We start from the raw sequence: 20,743 nt of genomic DNA, 5'->3' as shown, positions 1-20,743 counted from the left end.
TCGAGGGATCACGGATGACGCGAATTGCGGTGGTAGGTGCCAGCGGTCGCATGGGACGCAGCCTGGTGGAGGCTTCGCTGGCTCAGGACGGCGTCGAACTGGCTGCAGCGATCGATCGGGCCGGCAGCGACGCGGTCGGGCGTGATGCCGGAGAGCTTGCCGGCGTCGGCGCCATCGGTGTGTCGGTGGTTGATGATCTGGAGAAGGTCGCGCAGGACTTCGACGTGCTGATCGACTTCACCCTGCCCGAGGCCACTCTGGTGCATGCCGAGTTCTGTCGCAGGTACGGCAAGCGCATGGTCATCGGCACCACGGGCTTCGGCACCGGGCAGCGCGCGGAACTCGATGCGGTAGCCGAGGATATCGCCCTGGTGTTGGCCCCGAACATGAGCGTCGGCGTCAATCTCTGTCTCAAGCTGCTCGATACGGCGGCCCGCGTCCTGGGCGACGAGGTAGACATCGAGATCGTCGAGGCCCATCACCGCCACAAGGTCGACGCTCCGTCGGGCACCGCGCTGCGTATGGGCGAGGTGGTCGCCGAGGCGCTGGGGCGCGATCTTGACGAGTGCGCCGTCTACGGCCGCGAGGGCCGGACCGGCGCGCGCGAGCGCAAGACCATCGGTTTCGAGACCATTCGCGCCGGCGATATCGTGGGTGAGCACACGGTGATGTTTGCCGGTCTCGGAGAGCGGGTCGAGATCGTGCACAAGGCTTCCAGTCGAATGACCTTCGCCAATGGTGCGCTGCGCGCTGCGCGGTGGGTCATGGGGCGTGAGCGCGGCCGCTACGATATGCAGGACGTTCTGGAAATGGGCTGACGATGGGTTGTATAGAGGCGGCTGCACGCGTGGACATGGCCCTGGGCCTCGCGTAAAATCGCGCTTCGCCTGATGAAGAGCTGGTGCGCGCGGCGTCGACGACGCCCGGCGCCTTTGCGCACGCCTGCACTGCGCTTCTTCGCGGCTGCAAACGTTAATCCGCGACGGGATAGGCTGATGCCTTCCCGTTTTCTGTATCTGGATGGGTGATCAAGTTGAAACGACCTGCGTTGTTAGCACTTGAAGACGGGAGTCTCTTTCACGGAGAGGCGATTGGCGCCGGTGGCGAGAGTGTTGGCGAGGTGGTTTTCAATACGGCGTTGACTGGCTATCAGGAGATTCTTACCGATCCTTCCTACGCGCGCCAGATCGTTACGCTGACCTACCCGCATATCGGCAACGTAGGCGCCAACACAGAGGACGAGGAGTCCGCGCAGATTTTCTCCAGCGGTCTGGTGGTGCGCGATTTGCCACTGCGCAGTTCCAACTGGCGCTCGCAGGGCTCCCTGGAGGACTATCTGAGGCAGTGCGGCGTGGTGGCGATCGCCGGCATCGACACCAGGCGCTTGACGCGCATCCTGCGCGACAAGGGTGCGCAGAACGGCTGTCTCCAGGCTGACGAGGTGGATGTCGAACGGGCGCTGGCAGCCGCGTGCGGTTTCCCGGGCCTCAAAGGCATGGATCTGGCGCGCGAAGTGACCACCGGCAAGCCCTATGAGTGGCACGACGGCTCTTGGCTCGAGACTGGTGGTTTCGCCGCCTACGAGGCATCCGATCAGCCTCTGCATGTGGTCGCCTATGATTTCGGCGTGAAACGCAACATCCTGCGCATGCTTGCCGACCGCGGTTGCCGTATCACCGTCGTGCCGGCCCAGACGCCGGCGGATGAAGTGTTGGCGCTGCAGCCCGATGGCGTGTTCCTGTCCAATGGCCCCGGCGATCCGGAACCCTGTGACTACGCGGTTGAGTCGATTCGCGCGCTGCTTGAGCGCAAGCTGCCCGTGTTCGGCATCTGTCTCGGTCATCAGTTGCTGGGCCTGGCCAGCGGCGCCAGTACCACCAAGATGAAATTCGGCCATCACGGCGCCAACCACCCGGTGCAGGATCTGGATAGCGGGCGTGTCATGATCAGCTCACAGAATCATGGTTTCGCCGTCGACGAGACGAGTCTGCCGCCGGTCCTGCGGGCGACCCATCGCTCGCTGTTCGACGGCAGCTTGCAGGGCGTCGAGCGTACCGATTGTCCTGCCTTCAGTTTCCAGGGACATCCGGAGGCGAGTCCGGGGCCGCACGACGTGGCCGGCCTTTTCGACCGTTTCATCGAACTCATGCGTGCCTGAGGCAGGCTCTCGGACTATCTGAAGACTATGCCAAAACGTTCTAATATCAAAAGTGTTCTTATCGTCGGTGCCGGGCCGATCGTGATCGGGCAAGCCTGTGAATTCGACTATTCCGGAGCGCAGGCCTGCAAGGCGTTGAAGGAAGAAGGCTTCCGGGTCATTCTGGTCAATTCCAACCCGGCCACGATCATGACCGATCCCGAGATGGCGGATTCGGTCTACATCGAGCCCATCGAATGGCGTAGCGTGGAACGCATCATCGCCGCCGAACGACCCGATGCGCTGCTGCCGACCATGGGCGGCCAGACCGCGCTCAACTGCGCGCTGGACCTGGCGCGCGAGGGCGTTCTCGAACGCTATGGCGTGGAAATGATCGGTGCGGACCAGGACGCCATCGACATGGCCGAAGACCGCGAGCGTTTCCGCCGGGCGATGGGCGATATCGGCCTGGAATGCCCGCGCGCGTCGATCGCGCACAGTTTCGAGGAGGCTTTGCAGGCGCAGGCCAGCATCGGCTATCCGGTGATCATCCGGCCGTCCTTCACCATGGGCGGCAGCGGCGGCGGCATTGCTTATAACCGCGAGGAGTTCGAGGAGATCGTCAAGCGCGGCCTGGAACTGTCGCCGACGCATGAAATCCTGCTGGAAGAGTCCGTACTCGGCTGGAAAGAGTACGAGATGGAAGTCGTGCGCGACCACGCCGATAACTGCATCATCATTTGCTCGATCGAGAACCTCGACCCGATGGGTGTGCACACCGGTGACTCGATCACCGTGGCGCCGGCGCAGACGCTCACCGACAAGGAATACCAGCGCATGCGCGATGCCTCGCTCGCCGTGCTGCGCAAGATCGGCGTCGACACGGGTGGTTCGAACGTGCAGTTCGCCGTTGATCCGGAGACGGGGCGCCTGCTGGTCATCGAAATGAATCCGCGCGTTTCGCGTTCCTCGGCGCTGGCCTCCAAGGCGACCGGTTTCCCCATCGCCAAGGTCGCGGCCAAGCTTGCTGTCGGCTACACGCTGGACGAACTGCGCAACGAAATCACCGGCGGCGCCACGCCGGCCTCTTTCGAGCCGACCATCGATTACGTGGTCACCAAGATCCCGCGCTTCACTTTCGAGAAGTTTCCGCGGGCCGATCGCCGACTGACCACGCAAATGAAGTCGGTCGGCGAGGTGATGGCGATCGGGCGCAGCTTCCAGGAGTCCTTCCAGAAGGCCCTGCGCGGTCTGGAGATCGGCGTCGACGGTCTTAACGAGATGGTCGATCCGGCGGATGGCGAGGAGGCGCTGGCGCGCGTGCGGCAGGAACTGCGCGTGCCGAGCGCCGAGCGCATCTGGTATGTCGGTGACGCTTTCCGCCTAGGGCTGAGTTTGGAGGACGTGTTCGGGCTCACGCACATCGATCCCTGGTTCCTGGCGCAGATCGAGGATCTGGTGCTCACCGAGAACGACCTCAAGGGCACGTCGATGGATGCGCTCGACGTGGATGCGCTGCGCGGCCTCAAGCGCAAGGGTTTCTCCGATCGCCGTCTCGCACGCCTGTTGGACGAGACCGAAAAAACCCTGCGTCGGCGGCGCCACGAACTCGGCGTGCGCCCCGTCTACAAGCGGGTAGACACCTGCGCCGCCGAGTTTGCTACCTCCACAGCCTATCTGTATTCCACCTACGAGGAGGAGTGCGAGGCGCTGCCTTCTCAGCGCGACAAGATCATCGTGCTTGGCGGCGGCCCGAACCGCATCGGCCAGGGCATCGAGTTCGATTACTGCTGCGTGCATGCCTCGCTGGCTCTGCGCGAGGACGGTTACGAGTCGATCATGGTCAACTGCAATCCGGAGACCGTGTCGACCGATTACGATATCTCCGATCGCCTGTACTTCGAGCCGCTAACTCTGGAGGATGTGCTGGAGATCATCGAGATCGAGAGTCCGAAAGGAGTGGTGGTACAGTACGGCGGGCAGACGCCGCTCAAGCTGGCACGCGATCTGGAGGCCGCCGGCGCGCCGATCATCGGCACATCGCCCGAGTCCATCGATCTGGCCGAGGATCGCGAACGTTTCCAGCAGCTGATCGGCGAACTCGAACTGATGCAGCCGCCCAACCGCACCGCACGCAGCGAGGCCGAGGCGACGCGGCTGGCCGAGCAGGTCGGTTATCCGGTCGTGGTGCGCCCGTCCTACGTGCTCGGCGGACGGGCGATGGAGATCGTCTACAACGAAGAGGATCTGCAGCGCTACATGCGCGAGGCGGTCAAGGTTTCCAACGACGCCCCGGTGTTGCTGGACCACTTTCTGGACGATGCTATCGAGGTGGATGTCGACGCGATCTGCGACGGCGAGGATGTGATGATCGGCGGCATCATGCAGCATATCGAACAGGCTGGCGTACATTCCGGCGATTCGGCCTGTTCGCTGCCGACCTACTCGCTGGACGAGGGGATTCTGGATCGCATGCGCGAGCAGGTGCGCAGCATGGCGCTGGGCCTGAAGGTCGTCGGTCTGATGAATACCCAGTTCGCGATCAAGGGAGACGATATCTATGTGCTGGAGGTGAACCCGCGCGCCTCGCGTACGGTGCCGTTCGTCTCCAAGGTGGTCGGCTTGCCGCTGGCCAAGATAGCCGCACGCTGCATGGCGGGGCGCAGCCTGCGCGAACAAGCGATGGGCGGCGAGGTCAAACCGCCTTACTTCGCGGTGAAGGAGGCGGTGTTCCCCTTTATCAAGTTCCCCGGCGTCGACCCGATCCTGGGGCCGGAAATGAAGTCCACCGGCGAAGTGATGGGTGTTGGCCGCAGCTTCGGCGAAGCCTTCGCCAAGGCCCAGCTCGGCGCCGGTGTGGAGCTGCCGCGCGGTGGGCGCGCGTTCATCAGCGTGCGCGATGAGGACAAGGCGGGTGCGGTGGAAGTGACCCGAGTGCTGCTGTCGCGCGGCTTCCAGGTCGTGGCCACCAGCGGTACGGCGGCGGCTCTTCAGGCGGCGGGTCTGGAGTGCGAGGTCGTGAACAAGGTCACGGAAGGGCGTCCGCACATCGTCGATATGATCAAGAACGACCAAATCGACCTGATCGTCAACACGACGGCGAACAAGCAGGCCATCGCGGACTCCTTTACCATTCGCCGCGAGGCGTTGCAGCACAAGGTGACGTACACCACCACGGTCGCCGCGGCGATCGCCATGGGGCACGCGATGGAATTCCTGGAGAACGAAGCGGTTTACCGCTTGCAGGATTTACACAAGGAGAACTTGAACATGGAGAATCGGCGATGAGCAAGGTGCCGTTGACGCTCCGTGGAGCCGAAATGCTCAAGACGGAGCTGCAGAAGCTCAAATCGGAAGAGCGCCCGCGCGTCGTGGCGGCGATCGCCGAAGCGCGTGCGCATGGCGATCTAAAGGAAAACGCCGAATATCATGCGGCGCGCGAGCAGCAGGGCTTCATCGAAGGACGCATCAAGGAGATCGAGGCCAAGCTGAGCAACGCGCAGGTGATCGACGTCACCAAGCTGAACGCGGGCGGCAAGGTCGTGTTCGGTGCGACGGTGGACCTGGCCGACGAAGACGGTGGGGACGAGGTGACCTATCAGATCGTCGGCGAGGACGAGGCGGACATCAAGAATGGGCGCATCTCCGTCAGTTCGCCCATCGCGCGCGCGCTGATTGGCAAGGAGGAGGGCGACATTGCCGTGGTGCAGGCGCCCGGCGGAACCCGTGAGTACGAAGTCCTCGCCGTGCGTTACGTCTGATCTGGTTTCATTCGGGGCGTTTGCGGTAGATCGTGGCAGTGCCGCCGATACGCTGGATCAGTGTGGAGCCGGTCTGCGCAAGCAGTTGTTCGACGATGGTGTCGGCGTTTTCCCGGTCCGCCGCGATTTTGATCTTCAGCAGTTCGTGATGATCGAGCGCGAGTTCCAGTTCTTCCCTCAGGGCGTCGTGAAGCCCTTTTTGTCCGATCAGGATGACCGGCTTGAGATGATGCGCCTGGGCTTTCAGGTCGCGTCGTTGCTGCTTGTCCAATTCCATCGTGTTTGGTCCGTGCTTGTCGGGGCGCGCAGTGTAGGAGTTCAGGGTGGCGCGTAGCAAGAGCAGCAAACGCTGGTTGAAGGAGCATTTCGGCGATGCCTATGTGCAGAAGGCGCAGGCCGAGGGCATGCGCTCGCGTGCGGCCTACAAGCTGATCGAACTCGACGAGCGAACCGGTCTGTTCAAGCCGGGCATGGCCGTGGTCGACCTTGGAGCGGCTCCCGGAGGCTGGAGTCAGGTGGCGCGTGACCGCGTCGGGCCCAGTGGACGGGTGGTGGCTACGGACATCCTGATGATGGATGAACTGGCCGATGTGGAGTTTCTCCAGGGTGACTTTCGCGAGGAATCCGTGCTGCAGGCGTTGCTCGAACGGTTGGGCGGACGTGTGGCCGACCTTGTAATCTCGGATATGGCGCCCAATATAAGTGGCGTGGATGCGGTGGACCAACCGCGGGCCATGGTGTTGGCCGAGTTGGCCTTGGATATGGCGGAGCGTGTGCTCAAGCCCGGCGGGACGTTTGTGATGAAGCTGTTCCAGGGCGAGGGCTCCGATGCCTTTCTAATGGAGGTGCGCCGTCGTTTCGGTAAGGTTTCGGTACGCAAGCCGAAGGCGTCCCGTCCACGCAGTAGGGAAGTCTACATCGTGGCCGTGGGCCACAAACTGTAGTAATGTCCATTCGAGAGTGGACGGCGTATTGAGGTGTCGCCTTGAACGATCTGGTTAAAAACATCATCTTGTGGGCGGTCATTGCCGTCGTGCTGATGTCGGTATTCAACAACTTCAGTCAGCAGGGCGGATCTTCGTCGTCCGCGATGAGCTACTCGCAATTCATCGAAGCGGTGAAGAGCGGTCGCGTGCGCAGCGTGATGATCGACGGGGATACGCTCAAGGGCGTCACCGACGGCGGCGGCAAGTTCACCACGTATACTCCGCCCAACGATCCGGGCATGATCGGCGACCTGCTGAACAATGGGGTCGACGTCTCCGCTGCGGCGCCGAAGAAGGAGTCGCTGCTGCTGTCGATTCTGATCAGCTGGTTCCCGATGCTGTTGCTGATCGGCGTGTGGATATTCTTCCTGCGTCAGATGCAGGGCGGCGGCGGCGGTCGTGGAGCCATGTCCTTCGGCAAGAGCCGTGCACGCATGATGACCGAGGACCAGGTCAAGGTCACATTCGCCGACGTGGCGGGTGTCGAAGAGGCGAAGGAGGAAGTGGCCGAGTTGGTCGAATTCCTGCGCGATCCCGGCAAGTTTCAGAAACTCGGCGGCAAGATTCCCCGCGGCGTGCTGATGGTGGGTTCGCCCGGCACGGGTAAGACGCTGCTGGCCAAGGCCATTGCCGGCGAAGCCAAGGTGCCGTTCTTCAGCATCTCCGGTTCGGACTTCGTGGAAATGTTCGTCGGCGTCGGCGCTTCACGTGTGCGCGACATGTTCGAGCAGGCCAAGAAGCATGCGCCGTGCATCATTTTCATCGACGAGATCGACGCGGTTGGCCGCCATCGCGGTGCCGGCCTCGGCGGTGGGCACGACGAGCGCGAGCAGACCCTGAACCAGTTGCTGGTCGAGATGGACGGTTTCGAGGGTACCGAGGGTGTCATCGTGATCGCCGCGACCAACCGCCCAGACGTACTCGATCCCGCGCTGCTGCGTCCAGGGCGCTTCGACCGCCAGGTGGTGGTGCCGCTGCCCGACGTGCGCGGCCGTGAGCAGATTCTCAAGGTACACATGCGTCGTGTGCCGGTCGGCGACGATGTGCAGCCGTCTATCATCGCGCGGGGTACGCCAGGCTTTTCCGGTGCCGATCTGGCCAATCTGGTCAATGAGGCGTCGTTGTTCGCTGCGCGCGCAAACAAGCACACCGTGAATATGCTCGAGTTCGAGCGAGCCAAGGACAAGATCATGATGGGCTCCGAGCGTCGCTCCATGGTGATGAGCGACGAGGAGAAGAAACAGACTGCCTATCATGAGTCCGGGCACGCCATCGTCGGTCTCACCGTGCCGGATCATGATCCGGTGTACAAGGTCAGCATCATCCCGCGCGGGCGTGCGCTGGGCGTGACCATGTTCCTGCCCGAGGAAGACCGCTACAGCTACAGCAAGCAGCGTCTCGAGAGTCAGATTTCGAGTCTGTTCGGCGGCCGTATTGCCGAGGAGCTGATTTTCGGCGGCGAAAAGGTGACCACCGGTGCTTCCAACGACATCGAGCGAGCCACGGATATCGCGCGCAACATGGTGACCAAGTGGGGGCTGTCGCAGCGCCTCGGACCGCTCGCCTACAGCGAGGATGAGGGCGAGGTGTTCCTTGGGCGCAGCGTGACGCAGCACAAGCAGGTTTCCGACGAGACGGCGCATGCCATCGACGAGGAAATCCGTGCGGTAATCGAGCGCAACTACAACCGCGCGGTGCAGATCCTGACCGACAACATGGACAAGCTGCATCTGATGGCCGAAGCGCTGATCAAGTTCGAGACCATCGATACCAAGCAGATCGAAGACATCATGGCCGGCAAGCAGCCGCGTCCGCCGTCGGATTGGAGCGATGAGGGCCCCACCTCGGGACCGACCGCCCCGACCGGCGAAAAACAGCCTGACTCGGAGTCGGGCGGCGGCAAGATCGGCGATCCCGCCAGCCTGCATTGACCGATCGGCGATGACGGTGAGGTCCGCGGGGGCGGCGCCCGGTAATCGGGTGCCGCCCCATTCGTTGGAGCTGCGCTGTGCAGAGCAGTGCATCGACCTGTCCATGCCCCGCATCATGGGCATTCTGAACGTGACGCCAGACTCCTTTTCCGACGGCGGTCGCTACGATGCGCTGGAGCGCGCGCTAGCCCATGCCTGGGAGATGGTCGAGGAGGGCGCTGCGGTCATCGACGTCGGCGGCGAGTCCACGCGGCCCGGTGCGGCCGAGGTGCCTGAGGATGAGGAGCTGCGTCGTGTCGTCCCGGTTGTGCGACGATTGGCGCAGGAGTTGCCCGTGCCGATTTCTGTCGATACGCGGCGGGCGGAAGTGATGCGTCAGTGCATTGCCGAAGGCGCCGGCATGATCAACGACATCAATGCCTTGCAAGAGCCGGGAGCCCTCGAGGCTGTTGCGAACAGCTCTGTGGCCGTCTGCCTGATGCATATGCGCGGCCAACCGCGAACCATGCAGGAGGCGCCGCATTATTCCGACGTCGTCAAGGAGGTGCTGACGTTCCTGCGCCGTCGGCTGCGACGTTGCGAGGTGGCGGGTGTCGGCGCCGAACGTATCGTATTGGATCCGGGGGTCGGCTTTGGCAAGACCCCGGAGCACAATCTGGCGCTGCTCAGGGCCACTCCGCAACTGCTCGAGCTGGGCTGCCCGGTGTTGATCGGGGTTTCGCGCAAGAGCTTGATCGGAGCGCTGCTGGGTGGCGTCGAGGTGGAGAAGCGGCTGTTCGGCAGCGTCGGAGCGGCGGTCGCCGCCGCCCTGGCGGGGGCGCGTTTGCTGCGCGTTCACGACGTGCGGGCCACGCACGAAGCGGTGCAGGTCGCATGGGCCGTGCGGGCAAATACGAATGGGGAGAGCGATGAGCGATAAACGTCGATATTTCGGTACGGACGGTATTCGTGGCAGGGTCGGTTCGGCGCCGATGACGCCCGATTTCGTGTTGCGGCTCGGCTGGGCCGTCGGTCGCGTGTTGGCGCGGGAAGGCCGGCGCCTCATTCTGGTCGGCAAGGATACCCGTATCTCCGGATACATGTTCGAGTCCGTGCTCGAGTCGGGTTTGTCCGCTGCAGGCGTCAATACGCGACTGATTGGTCCGATGCCCACGCCCGGCGTGGCTTATCTGACGCGCACTTTTCGGGCCAATGCAGGGATCGTCATCAGCGCCTCGCACAATCCTTATTACGATAATGGTATCAAGTTCTTTTCCGGGCAGGGTACCAAGCTTCCGGATTCGGTAGAGGAGGCTATAGAAGAGGAACTCGAACGCGAGATGTCGGTGGTCGATTCCGCGGAGTTGGGCAAGGTCGAACGCATGCCGGATGCCGTCGGACGCTATATCGAGTTCTGCAAGAGTACGGTCCCGTCCGGCACCAATCTGCGAGGACTCAAGGTGGTCGTCGACTGCGCCAACGGGGCGACCTATCAGGTTGCGCCGGCTGTGTTCACCGAGTTGGGCGCCGAGGTGGTTTCGATCTGCGATGAGCCGGATGGATTGAACATCAATGCCGGTTGCGGTTCCACAAATCCGGAGAGGCTTGCCGATGCCGTGCTCAGTCAACATGCCGATCTCGGCATCGCGCTGGACGGCGACGGCGACCGCGTCATCATGGTCGACAGCGCCGGCGAGGCGGTCGACGGGGACGATCTGCTGTTTATCCTGGCTCGCGCGCGACTCAGGCGCGATGCGCTGGTCGGGGGCGTGGGCGGCACGTTGATGAGTAATCTTGGCCTCGAACTAGCCCTGTCCGAGTTGAGCGTACCTTTTGCGCGAGCGGCGGTTGGCGACAGGTATGTGATGGAGTTGCTGCAGGCCCAGGGCTGGCAGCTCGGTGGGGAGACGTCCGGTCATCTCATCTGTCTGGACCATCACACTACCGGTGACGGCATCATCGCGGCGCTGGAGGTGCTGGTCGAAGCGGCTGATAGCGGTTTGAGCCTGCAGGAGCTGAGGGCTGATTTCTACAAGTACCCGCAGGTGTTGGTCAATGTGCCAATGCACCGAGGTTTCGATCTGCAAGGCAACGCGCAAGTTGCCGAAGCGGTGAGGGACGTCGAATCGACGCTGGGGACGAAGGGCCGCGTTCTGCTGCGCCCCTCGGGTACGGAGCCGCTGCTTCGGGTGATGGTCGAGGGGCTTGAAGCTCGTCAGGTGCGCATGCTCGCCGATCAGCTGGCAGGTGCGGTGCGCGCTGCCCAGGCAGGCGAAGCGTTGTCTGTGGATTGATTTATGTGCGGGCCGACGGTAATCTTGCCCGCTTTCGCAAAGCGACATTGACGAGGTATCAACGATGCGACAGCGATTGGTTGCCGGCAACTGGAAATTGAATGGTTCCCGGGATCTGGTCCGTTCGCTCGTAGGCGCTTTGGTCGACGGAGCCGACAGCGGAATCGAGGCCGAGGTTGCGGTTTGCCCCCCCTTCGTTTATCTGTCCGAGACGGCTGCGGTGCTGAACGGTTCGCCGCTCCGACTGGGTGCACAGGATGTCTGTGCAGAAGCCGAGGGAGCGTTCACAGGTGAGATCTCGGCAACGATGCTGGCGGAGGTCGGTTGCCGCTATGTCATCGTCGGGCATTCCGAGCGGCGCAGTCTGTACGGTGAAGACGATGCGCTGGTGGCACGTAAGTTCGTGGCGGTACGAGCCGCGGGCCTGGTGCCGATCCTGTGCGTCGGCGAATCGCTGGAGGAGCGCGAAAGCGGCGTTACCGAGACGGTCGTTGCGCGTCAGTTGGATGCTGTCGTCGAAGCGGCCGGCGCCGATGCGGTTGCGCAGGCCGTGATCGCTTATGAACCTGTTTGGGCGATCGGTACGGGCTTGACGGCGAGCCCCGAGCAGGCACAGTCGGTGCATGCGTTCATGCGGGCCCGGTTGCAGGAATCGACCGCTGCCGCAAGTCAGAGCTGCATGCTCTACGGTGGCAGCGTGAAGCCGGGCAATGCGGAAGAGCTTTTCGCCATGCCCGATATCGACGGCGGCTTGATCGGTGGCGCATCGCTGGATGCCGAAGCCTTTTTGGCGATCTGCCGCGCGGCTTGAGAGGATTTGATGCTTTATTCATTGCTTATCGGACTTCAGGTGGTCGCTGCCATCGCGATCATCGTCTTGGTGCTGCTGCAGCACGGAAAGGGCGCAGACGCGGGCGCGGCTTTCGGCAGCGGCGCGTCGGGCACGGTTTTCGGTGCTCGCGGTTCCGGGACGTTCCTGAGCCGTATTACGGGGATCTTGGCGGCGGTATTCTTTCTGAACAGCCTCGGTCTGGCATATCTTTCGGCGCATGCCGGCGCCGGCAGCAGCGTGGTCAATCAGCCGGGTGCACAGCAGATTGTGGATGGGGCAGGTAAGCCGACACCTGCAACGAGTGCCACGCCGAAAACGACGCCTGTTCCGGCGCAGTCCGACGTACCGAAGCAATGACTAATGCATTTGTTTATGGTAGATTTATAATTTGGCTTTAGCCGATGTGGTGGAATTGGTAGACACGCTATCTTGAGGGGGTAGTGGCGAAAGCCGTGCCGGTTCGACTCCGGCCATCGGCACCAGGCATGAGGCCGCTGTGGTACTAAGTTACCGCAGTGGCTTTATTTTAATCCATGGCTTTTTTTAACCCATTGAAAAGAAAACTTTATTAGTTTTCTCTGTTATTGACAGCGCAAAAAATACTGACATAGACTCGAGTAGTCAGAGAGCGTCGCTTACGGCGCCGAAAACAAAAAATCCAATCGCCGCGTGATCGATAGATCGCTTTGAATATAGCTGCGAAGGGACGTCAGCAGGAGGAGCGGGCGTTATGCTGGAGAATTATCTCCCGATTCTGGTTTTTGTCCTCGTCGGCTTGATCGTCGGCGTCGCTCCTCTTGCAATGGGGATGCTGCTGGGACCGCGGCGTCCAGATCCGGCCAAGGACGCGCCATACGAGTGCGGTTTCGAGGCCTTCGAGGATTCGCGCATGAAGTTCGACGTGCGCTATTACCTCGTTGCCATCCTGTTCATCGTTTTCGACCTGGAGATCGCCTTTCTGTTTCCGTGGGCGGTGGCACTGGGACATATCGGGCTGTTCGGGCTTCTGGCCATGGCCGTGTTCCTGGGCGTTTTGGTGGTCGGATTCATTTACGAATGGAAGAAGGGGGCGCTGGAATGGGAATAGAGGGCGTTCTGGAAAAGGGCTGGGTCACCACCAGCGCCGATAAGCTCATCAACTGGGCGCGAACTGGTTCGCTGTGGCCGATGACCTTCGGTCTGGCGTGTTGTGCGGTTGAAATGATGCACGCGGGCGCGGCCCGCTACGACCTCGATCGTTTCGGCATTCTGTTCCGGCCCAGTCCGCGGCAGTCGGACGTGATGATCGTGGCCGGCACGCTGGTCAACAAGATGGCGCCCGCCTTGCGCAAGGTCTACGACCAGATGGCGGAGCCGCGTTGGGTTATTTCGATGGGCTCATGCGCCAACGGCGGTGGTTACTACCACTATTCCTATGCCGTCGTGCGTGGCTGCGACCGTATCGTTCCTGTCGATATCTACGTGCCGGGTTGCCCGCCGACGGCTGAAGCGCTGTTGTACGGAATCCTGCAATTGCAGAACAAAATTCGCAGAACCAACACCATCGCGCGATGAGTGCGCCCACGGGGGGCGACACACACATGACGGATGAACTGAAGACCTTGTCCGAAGCGTTGCAAAAGCGCTTCGGCGACAGCATCGAACTGCCCCGCGCGGCGCATGGGGAACTCACGCTGGTGGTGACCGGGGACGTATTACCGGAAATTGCCTGTGCGCTGCGTGACGAGTCGGCGTTCGCTTTCGAACAACTCATCGATCTGTGCGGCGTTGACTATCTGCATTACGGCGTCGACGAGTGGCGTACCGACGAGTCTTCCACTGAGGGCTTCAGTCGGGGCGTGCAGCCGAGCACCTCAGCCTATTTCAGCTTCGAGGAGCCGCCGCCGGTCTGTCGGCACGACGGTCCCCGGTTCGCAGCCGTCTACCACCTGCTTTCGGTGTCGAACAACCGGCGCCTGCGGCTCAGGGCCTATTGTCCCGATGATGATATGCCGCGTCTGCCGAGTCTGACCGGCGTCTGGCCTGTGGCGAACTGGTTCGAGCGCGAGGCCTTCGACCTGTTTGGCATTCTGTTCGACGGACATCCGGACCTGCGTCGCCTATTGACCGACTACGGCTTCATCGGACACCCGTTCCGCAAGGATTTCCCGCTGATCGGGCATGTCGAAATGCGCTACGACCCTGAACAGATGCGGGTGGTCTATGAGCCGGTGAGCATCGAGCCCCGCGTATTGGTGCCACGGGTGATTCGCCACGACAGCCGCTATGCCGGCCAGCCGGTTGCAGACGAGGGCGAAACCGATGCCTGAGATTCGCAACTACACCCTGAACTTCGGCCCGCAGCATCCGTCCGCGCATGGCGTGCTGCGACTGGTGCTGGAGATGGACGGCGAAGTGATCGAGCGCGCCGATCCGCATATCGGCCTGCTGCACCGCGCGACGGAAAAACTTGCTGAGAGCAAGCCGTACAACCAGAGCATCGGCTACATGGACCGCCTCGACTACGTGTCCATGATGTGCAACGAACACGGCTACCTCCTTGCCATCGAGAAGTTGCTGGGCGTCGAGGTGCCTTTGCGCGCCCAGTACATCCGCGTCATGTTTGACGAGGTGACGCGCCTGCTCAATCATCTGCTGTGGCTGGGGGCGCACGCCTTGGATATCGGCGCCATGAGCGTTTTCCTCTACGCCTTTCGGGAGCGAGAGGACCTGATGGACTGCTACGAGGCGGTGTCCGGCGCGCGTCTGCATGCGACCTACTATCGCCCCGGCGGTGTCTATCGGGACCTGCCTGACAGCATGCCGAAATACGCTGATTCGCGCTGGCGCAGCGAGCGCGAAGTCGCGCGTCTGAACGAAGACCGCAGCGGCTCGCTACTCGATTTTCTCGAGGCCTTTACCGACCGCTTCCCCGGCTGCGTGGACGAATACGAGACGCTGCTGACGGATAACCGCATCTGGAAACAGCGCACGGTGGATATCGGTGTGGTGTCGCCCGAGCGTGCGCTGGCGCTCGGCTTTACCGGTCCGATGCTGCGTGGCTCGGGTATTGAGTGGGATCTGCGCAAGAAGCAGCCCTACGAAGTCTATGACCGTCTCGATTTCGATATTCCGGTGGGCGTCAACGGCGACAGCTATGACCGCTACCTGGTGCGAGTGGAAGAGATGCGTCAGGCCAACCGCATCATCAAACAGTGCATTGACTGGCTGCGTCGGAATCCCGGCCCGGTCATGTCGGATAACCACAAGCTGACGGCGCCGTCGCGCGAAGCGATGAAGGCCGAGATGGAATCGCTGATTCATCACTTCAAGCTGTTCACCGAGGGCTATTGCCTGCCGGAAGGCGAGGCCTATGCCGGGGTGGAGCATCCGAAAGGCGAATTCGGTGTGTACCTGGTCTCTGACGGCGCGAACAAGCCTTACCGGCTCAAGGTGCGTGCACCGGGCTTCGTGCATCTGTCGGCATTGGACGAGATGAGCCGCGGCCACATGCTGGCGGACGTGGTGGCCATCATTGGCACGCAGGACATTGTTTTCGGGGAGGTGGACCGCTGATGAACGACAGCAGCGCACCGCAGGGCGTGAAACTTTTGTCCGCGCATGTCAGGCACGAAATCGACGAGTGGCTGAAACGCTATCCGGATGACCAGCGCCAGTCCGCCGTGCTGGCCGCGCTGCGCGCCGTGCAGCATGAGGATCACTGGCTGAACACGGAGAAAATGGATGCGGTGGCCGAGTACATCGGCATTCCGCCGATCGCCGTCTACGAGGTCGCCAGTTTTTACTCCATGTTCAACCTGAAACCGGTCGGGCGTCACACCATCGCGGTGTGTACCAATGTGTCCTGCATGCTGCGCGGCGGTGACGATGTCGTGACGTACATCGAGGACAAATTGGGCGTCAAGCTGGGTGAGAGTACGCCCGACGGCAGGTTCTTCCTCAAGCGTGAGGAAGAGTGCCTGGCCGCCTGCTGTGGTGCACCGATGATGCAGGTCGACCACGTCTATCATGAGAATCTGACGCCCGCGAAAGTGGACGAGATTCTCGATTCGCTGGAGTGACGGTGTGAATCAGGTCTGTCTGACAACGCTGAACCACCCCGAACCGTGGAGCCTGGAGGCCTATCAGGCCCAGGGCGGCTATGAGGCGTGGCGCAAGCTCCTGACCGAGCGGCCGACGCGTGACGAGGTTATCGAGAACGTCAAGTTGTCGAACCTGCGTGGACGTGGCGGTGCGGGCTTCCCCACCGGCCTGAAATGGAGCTTCATGCCGCGCCAGGCTCCGGGGCAGAAATACATCGTCTGCAATTCCGACGAGTCCGAACCGGGTACCTGCAAGGATCGCGACATTCTGCGCTTCAACCCGCATGCGCTGGTCGAGGGCATGGCGATCGGGGGTTTCGCGATCGGCGCCACGGTCGGCTACAACTACATGCGCGGCGAGTTCATGGACGAGGTCTACCGGCGCTTCACCCGCGCGGTGGAGGAGGCCTACGAACTCGGCCTGCTCGGGAAGGATATCCAAGGTAGCGGCATCGATTTCGACCTGTATCCGACACTGGGCGCGGGCGCCTACATCTGCGGCGAGGAGACGGCGCTGATCGAGTCGCTGGAAGGCAAGAAGGGGCAGCCGCGCTTCAAGCCACCGTTCCCGGCCAACTTCGGGCTGTACGGCCGTCCAACCACGATCAACAACACCGAGACGCTATCTTCGGTGCCCGCGATCATGCGCAACGGCGGCGCCTGGTTCTCGGGCTTGGGTACCGAAAAATCCGGCGGCGAGAAGATTTACTCCGTGTCCGGCCACGTCAACCGGCCCGGCAATTACGAAGTGCCCATGGGGCTGCCGTTCTCGGCGCTGCTGGAGATGGCCGGCGGGGTCCTCGAGGGACGCGAACTCAAGGCCGTGATCCCGGGCGGCTCCTCGGTGCCGGTGGTGCCCGGCGAAGTCATGCTCAAGGCGAGCATGGACTACGAGTCCGTTGCCAAGGCCGGTTCGATGCTGGGCTCCGGCGCCGTCATGGTGCTCGACGAGACCGCCGACATGGTCAAGGTGCTACAGCGTATTTCACGCTTCTATTTCAAGGAGTCCTGCGGGCAGTGCACGCCGTGCCGAGAGGGCACCGGTTGGCTGTACCGCATGCTCACCCGAATCGTCGAGGGTAAGGGCCAGGCCGAGGATCTGGAGCGACTTGACGACGTGGCGAGCAAGATCGAGGGGCGCACGATCTGTGCGTTGGGTGATGCTGCGGCCATGCCGGTGCGCAGCTTCCTCAAGCATTACCGGCACGAATTCGTGCACTATATCGAGCACGGTCGCAGCATGGTGACCGCCGCACCGACGCCCTGGGCAGCAACCTGAGGACGCCGATGGTTATGAGTGAACAGCAGGTCACGATTCAGATCGACGGCGTCAGCTATCCCGCCCCGCGCGGCGCGATGCTGATCGAAGTCGCCGATGCCCATGGCATCGAGATTCCGCGTTTCTGTTATCACAAGAAACTTTCGGTGGCGGCCAACTGCCGCATGTGTCTGGTCGAGGTCGAGCGCGCACCCAAGCCGCTGCCGGCCTGTGCGACGCCGGTGCAGGACGGGATGAAGATCCACACCCGCTCGCCGCTGGCGTTGGCCGCACAGCAGGGGACCATGGAGTTCCTGCTGATCAATCACCCGCTGGACTGCCCGATCTGCGATCAGGGCGGCGAGTGCGAACTGCAGGACGTGGCCATGGGTTTCGGCCGCGACGTGTCGAGCTACGTCGAAGCCAAGCGCGTGGTGCCGGATCCGGACATCGGGCCGCTGGTGGCCACCGACATGACCCGCTGCATCCACTGTACGCGCTGCGTGCGCTTCGGCGACGAGATCGCCGGGCTGCGCGAGCTGGGCGCGACGGGGCGTGGCGAGAACATGCGTATCGGCACCTTTGTCGCGCACACCATGACCTCGGAGCTGTCGGGCAACGTGATCGACCTGTGCCCGGTGGGTGCGCTCACCGCCAAGCCCTCGCGTTTCTCCGGCCGTGCCTGGGAAATGATCCAGCATGCCGGCATTGCCGCGCATGACTGCATCGGCTCGAACGTCTACGCGCATACCTTGCGCGGCCAGATCGTGCGCGTGGTGCCGCGTGAGAACGAGTCGCTCAACGAGACCTGGATTTCCGATCGCGACCGCTTCGCCTATGAGGGTCTGAATGCCGCCGACCGCGTGCTCGTACCCAAGATCAAGGTGCGCGGCCGCTGGAAGGATACCGACTGGGATACCGCTCTGGCCCGAGTGGCCGATGGACTGCGCGGGCATGCCCCGAAGGCCGTCGGTGCGTTGGCCGCACCGGGGGTAACGCTGGAAGAGGGCTATCTGCTGCAGAAGGTACTGCGCGGAATGGGCGTGCGTTCGATCGACCACCGCCTGCGCCAGTCGGATTTTCGCGATGCCGCCCGCGACCCGCTGTTTCCCTGGCTGGGGCAGTCGGTCGAGGAACTGGAGTCGAATGAAGCCGTGCTGCTGGTCGGTGCCAATCCGCGCAAGGATCAGCCCATTCTGGGGCATCGCCTGCGCAAGGCCGCTCTGGAAGGCGCCCGGATCATGGACATCAATCCGCGGGCCTTCGAGACCACGCATGACATGGCCGTGCGCCACACGGTCGCGCCGCAGGCAATGGGCGAGGCGCTGGCGGACCTGTTGTCGGCCGTTTGCGGCAGGACGGACGACGAGCCGCCTGCCTGGCTGGGCCGGCGCGAGCCGACCGACTGGGCGCTGCAGATGGCGGAGTGCCTGGACACGGCGCAGAACGCCAGTGTGTTGCTTGGGCTCCAGGCGCTGAATCATCCCGATTACTCGAGTCTGCGCGCGCTGGCCGGCGAGATTGCTACGCGCACGGGGGCCGTGCTCGGCTATCTGCCCGAAGGCGGCAACGCACCCGGCGCCTGGGTCGCCGGTGTACTGCCGCACCGTGGACCTGGCGGTCAGGCCTTGGCGGAACCCGGTCTGGATGCTCAGGCGATGTGCGCCCAGCCGCGTTCGGCCTACGTTCTGTACGGTGTCGAGCCCGACTACGACTGCGCCGATCCCTCGGTGGCTCTGGAGGCGGTGCGTCAGGCTGAATTCGTCGCCGTGTTCGCGTCCTACGCGAATTCCCGCACGCTGGAGTACGCAGACGTCATTCTGCCTATCGCGGCGCCGGAGGAGACTTCGGGTACTCTCGTTAATGTGGAAGGCCGATGGCAGAGCTTCCGTGGCATCACGCCGCCGCCCGGCGATGTGCGCCCCGGCTGGAAGGTGCTGCGGGTGTTGGGCAACATGGTCGATCTGCGCGGCTTCGAGTTCATGAGTTCCGAAGCCGTTCGCGAGGAACTCAAGGGATTGCTGCCGGCGGGGCTGTGTTTCGACAACACGATCGGCGCTTCGGTCGATTTCGAGGCGAGTTGGGCACATGATTCCGCACCGCTGGTGCGTGGCGGTGGCCACGGCATCTACGCGGTCGATGCGCAGGTGCGCCGCGCAGAGGCACTGCAGCGTACGCCCGATGCGGTGCGTGCCGGTGTCTGGCTCAATGCCGCCGAGCGCAGCCGCCTAGGTCTGAGCGATAACGAACGCGTGCGTGTGGTCCAGGGGGAGGCTTCCGCTGTGCTCGATCTGCATACCGATGACAAGCTGGCCGACGGCGTGGCCTGGATCCCGGCCGGCGTCACCGGTAGCGAGATGCTGGGCCCGATCTGTGGGCCGGTAGTCATCGAACCGGTCGGAGGTGGCTCATGAGCGCCTTGCTGGTGTCTTTGTGGATGGCGTTTCCGGCCGATCTGCGCACGCTGCTGCTGATTCTCGGCAAAGTGATTCTAGTCCTCGTGCCGCTGCTGGTGGTGGTGGCGTATTTCACCTTCGCCGAACGCAAGATCATTGGGTACATCCAGGTCCGCATGGGGCCGAATCGCGTCGGTCCCAAAGGATGGCTGCAGCCGATCGCCGATGCGGTCAAGCTGATGTTCAAGGAGGTGATTCTGCCGACCAACGCGAATCGCTTCCTATTCCTGTTGGCGCCGGTGCTGGCGCTGGCGCCGGCGTTGGCGGCCTGGGCGGTGATTCCCTTTAACGATGGCTGGATACTGTCCGACATCAACGCCGGCCTGCTGTACCTGCTGGCGATGACCTCGCTCGGCGTGTACGGCGTGATCCTGGCGGGCTGGGCATCGAACTCCAAATACGCGCTGCTCGGCGCATTGCGCTCGGCGGCGCAGATCGTCGCCTACGAGATTGCCATGGGCTTCGCTTTGGTCGGTGTGCTCATGGCCAGCGGCAGTCTGAATCTGGGCGACATCGTGCGTGCGCAGAGCGGTGGCGTACTGCACTGGTACTGGCTGCCGCTGCTGCCGATGTTCATGGTCTATCTGATCTCCGGCGTGGCCGAGACCAACCGCGCGCCCTTCGACGTGGCAGAGGGCGAATCGGAGATCGTCGCCGGCTTCCACGTCGAGTATTCCGGCATGGCCTTCGCGGTGTTCTTCCTCGCCGAGTACGCCAACATGGTGCTGATCTCGGCGCTGGCTGCACTGATGTTCCTCGGTGGTTGGCTGTCGCCGTTCGGCTCCTGGGGTGCGCACGTGCCGTATCTCGGCCCGCTGCTGGCGGGGGGGCTGCACTGGCTGCTGATCAAGGCTGCGGTGTTCATGTTTCTGTTCCTGTGGTTCCGGGCGACCTTCCCGCGTTACCGTTACGACCAGATCATGCGTCTCGGCTGGAAGGTGCTGATTCCGGTCACCATCGTGTGGATCTTGGTCGAGGGCTTGGCACTGGCGTTCAATGTCGGGCCGTGGTTCGCGAGGGGGCTGGC

At 62.9% G+C, this 20,743-nt stretch carries 19 protein-coding genes and 1 tRNA gene; 19 read left to right on the top strand and 1 reads right to left on the bottom strand.

Annotated elements, in window-relative coordinates:
- Positions 1–14: 14 nt before the first annotated feature.
- The 4 genes from dapB (at position 15) to greA (ending at position 5,898) form a co-directional block, all read left to right on the top strand.
- Positions 15–818, top strand: a complete 804-nt coding sequence (dapB, locus tag P8014_RS01770) for a 4-hydroxy-tetrahydrodipicolinate reductase (RefSeq protein WP_337815593.1) — start codon at positions 15–17, stop codon at positions 816–818.
- A 215-nt stretch (positions 819–1,033) separates the two neighbouring features.
- The gene (gene carA, locus P8014_RS01765) at positions 1,034–2,158 is read left to right on the top strand and encodes a glutamine-hydrolyzing carbamoyl-phosphate synthase small subunit (RefSeq protein WP_337815592.1); all 1,125 of its coding nucleotides are present in this window, start codon (positions 1,034–1,036) and stop codon (positions 2,156–2,158) included.
- 27 nt (positions 2,159–2,185) lie between these two features.
- Positions 2,186–5,425 (top strand): carbamoyl-phosphate synthase large subunit, encoded by a 3,240-nt coding sequence (gene carB, locus P8014_RS01760; RefSeq protein ID WP_337815591.1) that lies wholly within the window; start codon positions 2,186–2,188, stop codon positions 5,423–5,425.
- Positions 5,422–5,898, top strand: a complete 477-nt coding sequence (gene greA, locus P8014_RS01755) for a transcription elongation factor GreA (protein ID WP_337815590.1) — start codon at positions 5,422–5,424, stop codon at positions 5,896–5,898. Before carB ends, greA begins: the two co-directional genes overlap by 4 nt.
- Positions 5,899–5,905: 7 nt before the next feature.
- Here the strand turns inward: greA and P8014_RS01750 are convergent, their stop codons facing one another.
- Positions 5,906–6,175, bottom strand: a complete 270-nt coding sequence (locus P8014_RS01750; protein WP_337815589.1) for a YhbY family RNA-binding protein — start codon at positions 6,173–6,175, stop codon at positions 5,906–5,908.
- 46 nt (positions 6,176–6,221) lie between these two features.
- Here P8014_RS01750 and rlmE point away from each other — a divergent pair, with 46 nt between their 5' ends.
- From rlmE to nuoH, 15 genes are all read left to right on the top strand, one after another.
- Entirely contained in the window at positions 6,222–6,842 is a 621-nt protein-coding gene (gene rlmE / locus P8014_RS01745) for a 23S rRNA (uridine(2552)-2'-O)-methyltransferase RlmE (protein ID WP_337815588.1), read from the top strand.
- A gap of 41 nt (positions 6,843–6,883) precedes the next feature.
- On the top strand, positions 6,884–8,815 hold the full coding sequence (ftsH, locus tag P8014_RS01740; protein ID WP_337815587.1) for an ATP-dependent zinc metalloprotease FtsH: 1,932 nt from the start codon (positions 6,884–6,886) through the stop codon (positions 8,813–8,815).
- Between the two features lie 10 nt (positions 8,816–8,825).
- Positions 8,826–9,734, top strand: a complete 909-nt coding sequence (gene folP, locus P8014_RS01735; RefSeq protein ID WP_337815586.1) for a dihydropteroate synthase — start codon at positions 8,826–8,828, stop codon at positions 9,732–9,734.
- Positions 9,724–11,088 (top strand): phosphoglucosamine mutase, encoded by a 1,365-nt coding sequence (gene glmM / locus P8014_RS01730; RefSeq protein WP_337815585.1) that lies wholly within the window; start codon positions 9,724–9,726, stop codon positions 11,086–11,088. Before folP ends, glmM begins: the two co-directional genes overlap by 11 nt.
- 64 nt (positions 11,089–11,152) lie before the next feature.
- Positions 11,153–11,899 carry a triose-phosphate isomerase gene (gene tpiA / locus P8014_RS01725; RefSeq protein ID WP_337815584.1) on the top strand — a complete coding sequence of 249 codons (747 nt, stop codon included), beginning with the start codon at positions 11,153–11,155 and terminating at the stop codon, positions 11,897–11,899.
- Between the two features lie 9 nt (positions 11,900–11,908).
- Entirely contained in the window at positions 11,909–12,277 is a 369-nt protein-coding gene (gene secG / locus P8014_RS01720; RefSeq protein ID WP_337815583.1) for a preprotein translocase subunit SecG, read from the top strand.
- Positions 12,278–12,317: 40 nt separating this feature from the next.
- Positions 12,318–12,402 (top strand) — tRNA-Leu (locus P8014_RS01715).
- A 248-nt stretch (positions 12,403–12,650) separates the two neighbouring features.
- Positions 12,651–13,007: an NADH-quinone oxidoreductase subunit A gene (locus P8014_RS01710; protein ID WP_337815582.1), complete on the top strand. Its 357-nt coding sequence runs from the start codon at positions 12,651–12,653 to the stop codon at positions 13,005–13,007.
- Positions 12,998–13,474: an NADH-quinone oxidoreductase subunit B family protein gene (locus P8014_RS01705; protein WP_337815581.1), complete on the top strand. Its 477-nt coding sequence runs from the start codon at positions 12,998–13,000 to the stop codon at positions 13,472–13,474. Before P8014_RS01710 ends, P8014_RS01705 begins: the two co-directional genes overlap by 10 nt.
- Before the next feature lie 26 nt (positions 13,475–13,500).
- Positions 13,501–14,229 (top strand): NADH-quinone oxidoreductase subunit C, encoded by a 729-nt coding sequence (locus P8014_RS01700; protein ID WP_337815580.1) that lies wholly within the window; start codon positions 13,501–13,503, stop codon positions 14,227–14,229.
- Positions 14,222–15,475: an NADH-quinone oxidoreductase subunit D gene (locus P8014_RS01695; RefSeq protein ID WP_337815579.1), complete on the top strand. Its 1,254-nt coding sequence runs from the start codon at positions 14,222–14,224 to the stop codon at positions 15,473–15,475. The genes P8014_RS01700 and P8014_RS01695 overlap by 8 nt, the downstream gene beginning before the upstream one ends.
- Complete coding sequence (gene nuoE, locus P8014_RS01690) at positions 15,475–15,981, top strand: NADH-quinone oxidoreductase subunit NuoE (RefSeq protein ID WP_337815578.1); 507 nt, start codon at positions 15,475–15,477, stop codon at positions 15,979–15,981. The genes P8014_RS01695 and nuoE overlap by 1 nt, the downstream gene beginning before the upstream one ends.
- Positions 15,982–15,985: 4 nt before the next feature.
- Positions 15,986–17,281: an NADH-quinone oxidoreductase subunit NuoF gene (nuoF, locus tag P8014_RS01685; protein ID WP_337815577.1), complete on the top strand. Its 1,296-nt coding sequence runs from the start codon at positions 15,986–15,988 to the stop codon at positions 17,279–17,281.
- 14 nt (positions 17,282–17,295) lie between these two features.
- Positions 17,296–19,674, top strand: a complete 2,379-nt coding sequence (nuoG, locus tag P8014_RS01680; protein WP_337815576.1) for an NADH-quinone oxidoreductase subunit NuoG — start codon at positions 17,296–17,298, stop codon at positions 19,672–19,674.
- Positions 19,671–20,743, top strand: a 1,073-nt coding sequence (nuoH, locus tag P8014_RS01675; protein WP_337815575.1) for an NADH-quinone oxidoreductase subunit NuoH, incomplete at its 3' end; no start/stop codon positions are given. The genes nuoG and nuoH, both read left to right, overlap by 4 nt.

The sequence above is a fragment of the Acidihalobacter sp. genome, from assembly GCF_037381185.1.
Classification (GTDB): Bacteria; Pseudomonadota; Gammaproteobacteria; order DSM-5130; family Acidihalobacteraceae; genus Acidihalobacter_A.
This window is presented reverse-complemented; position numbering and strand designations above follow the sequence as displayed.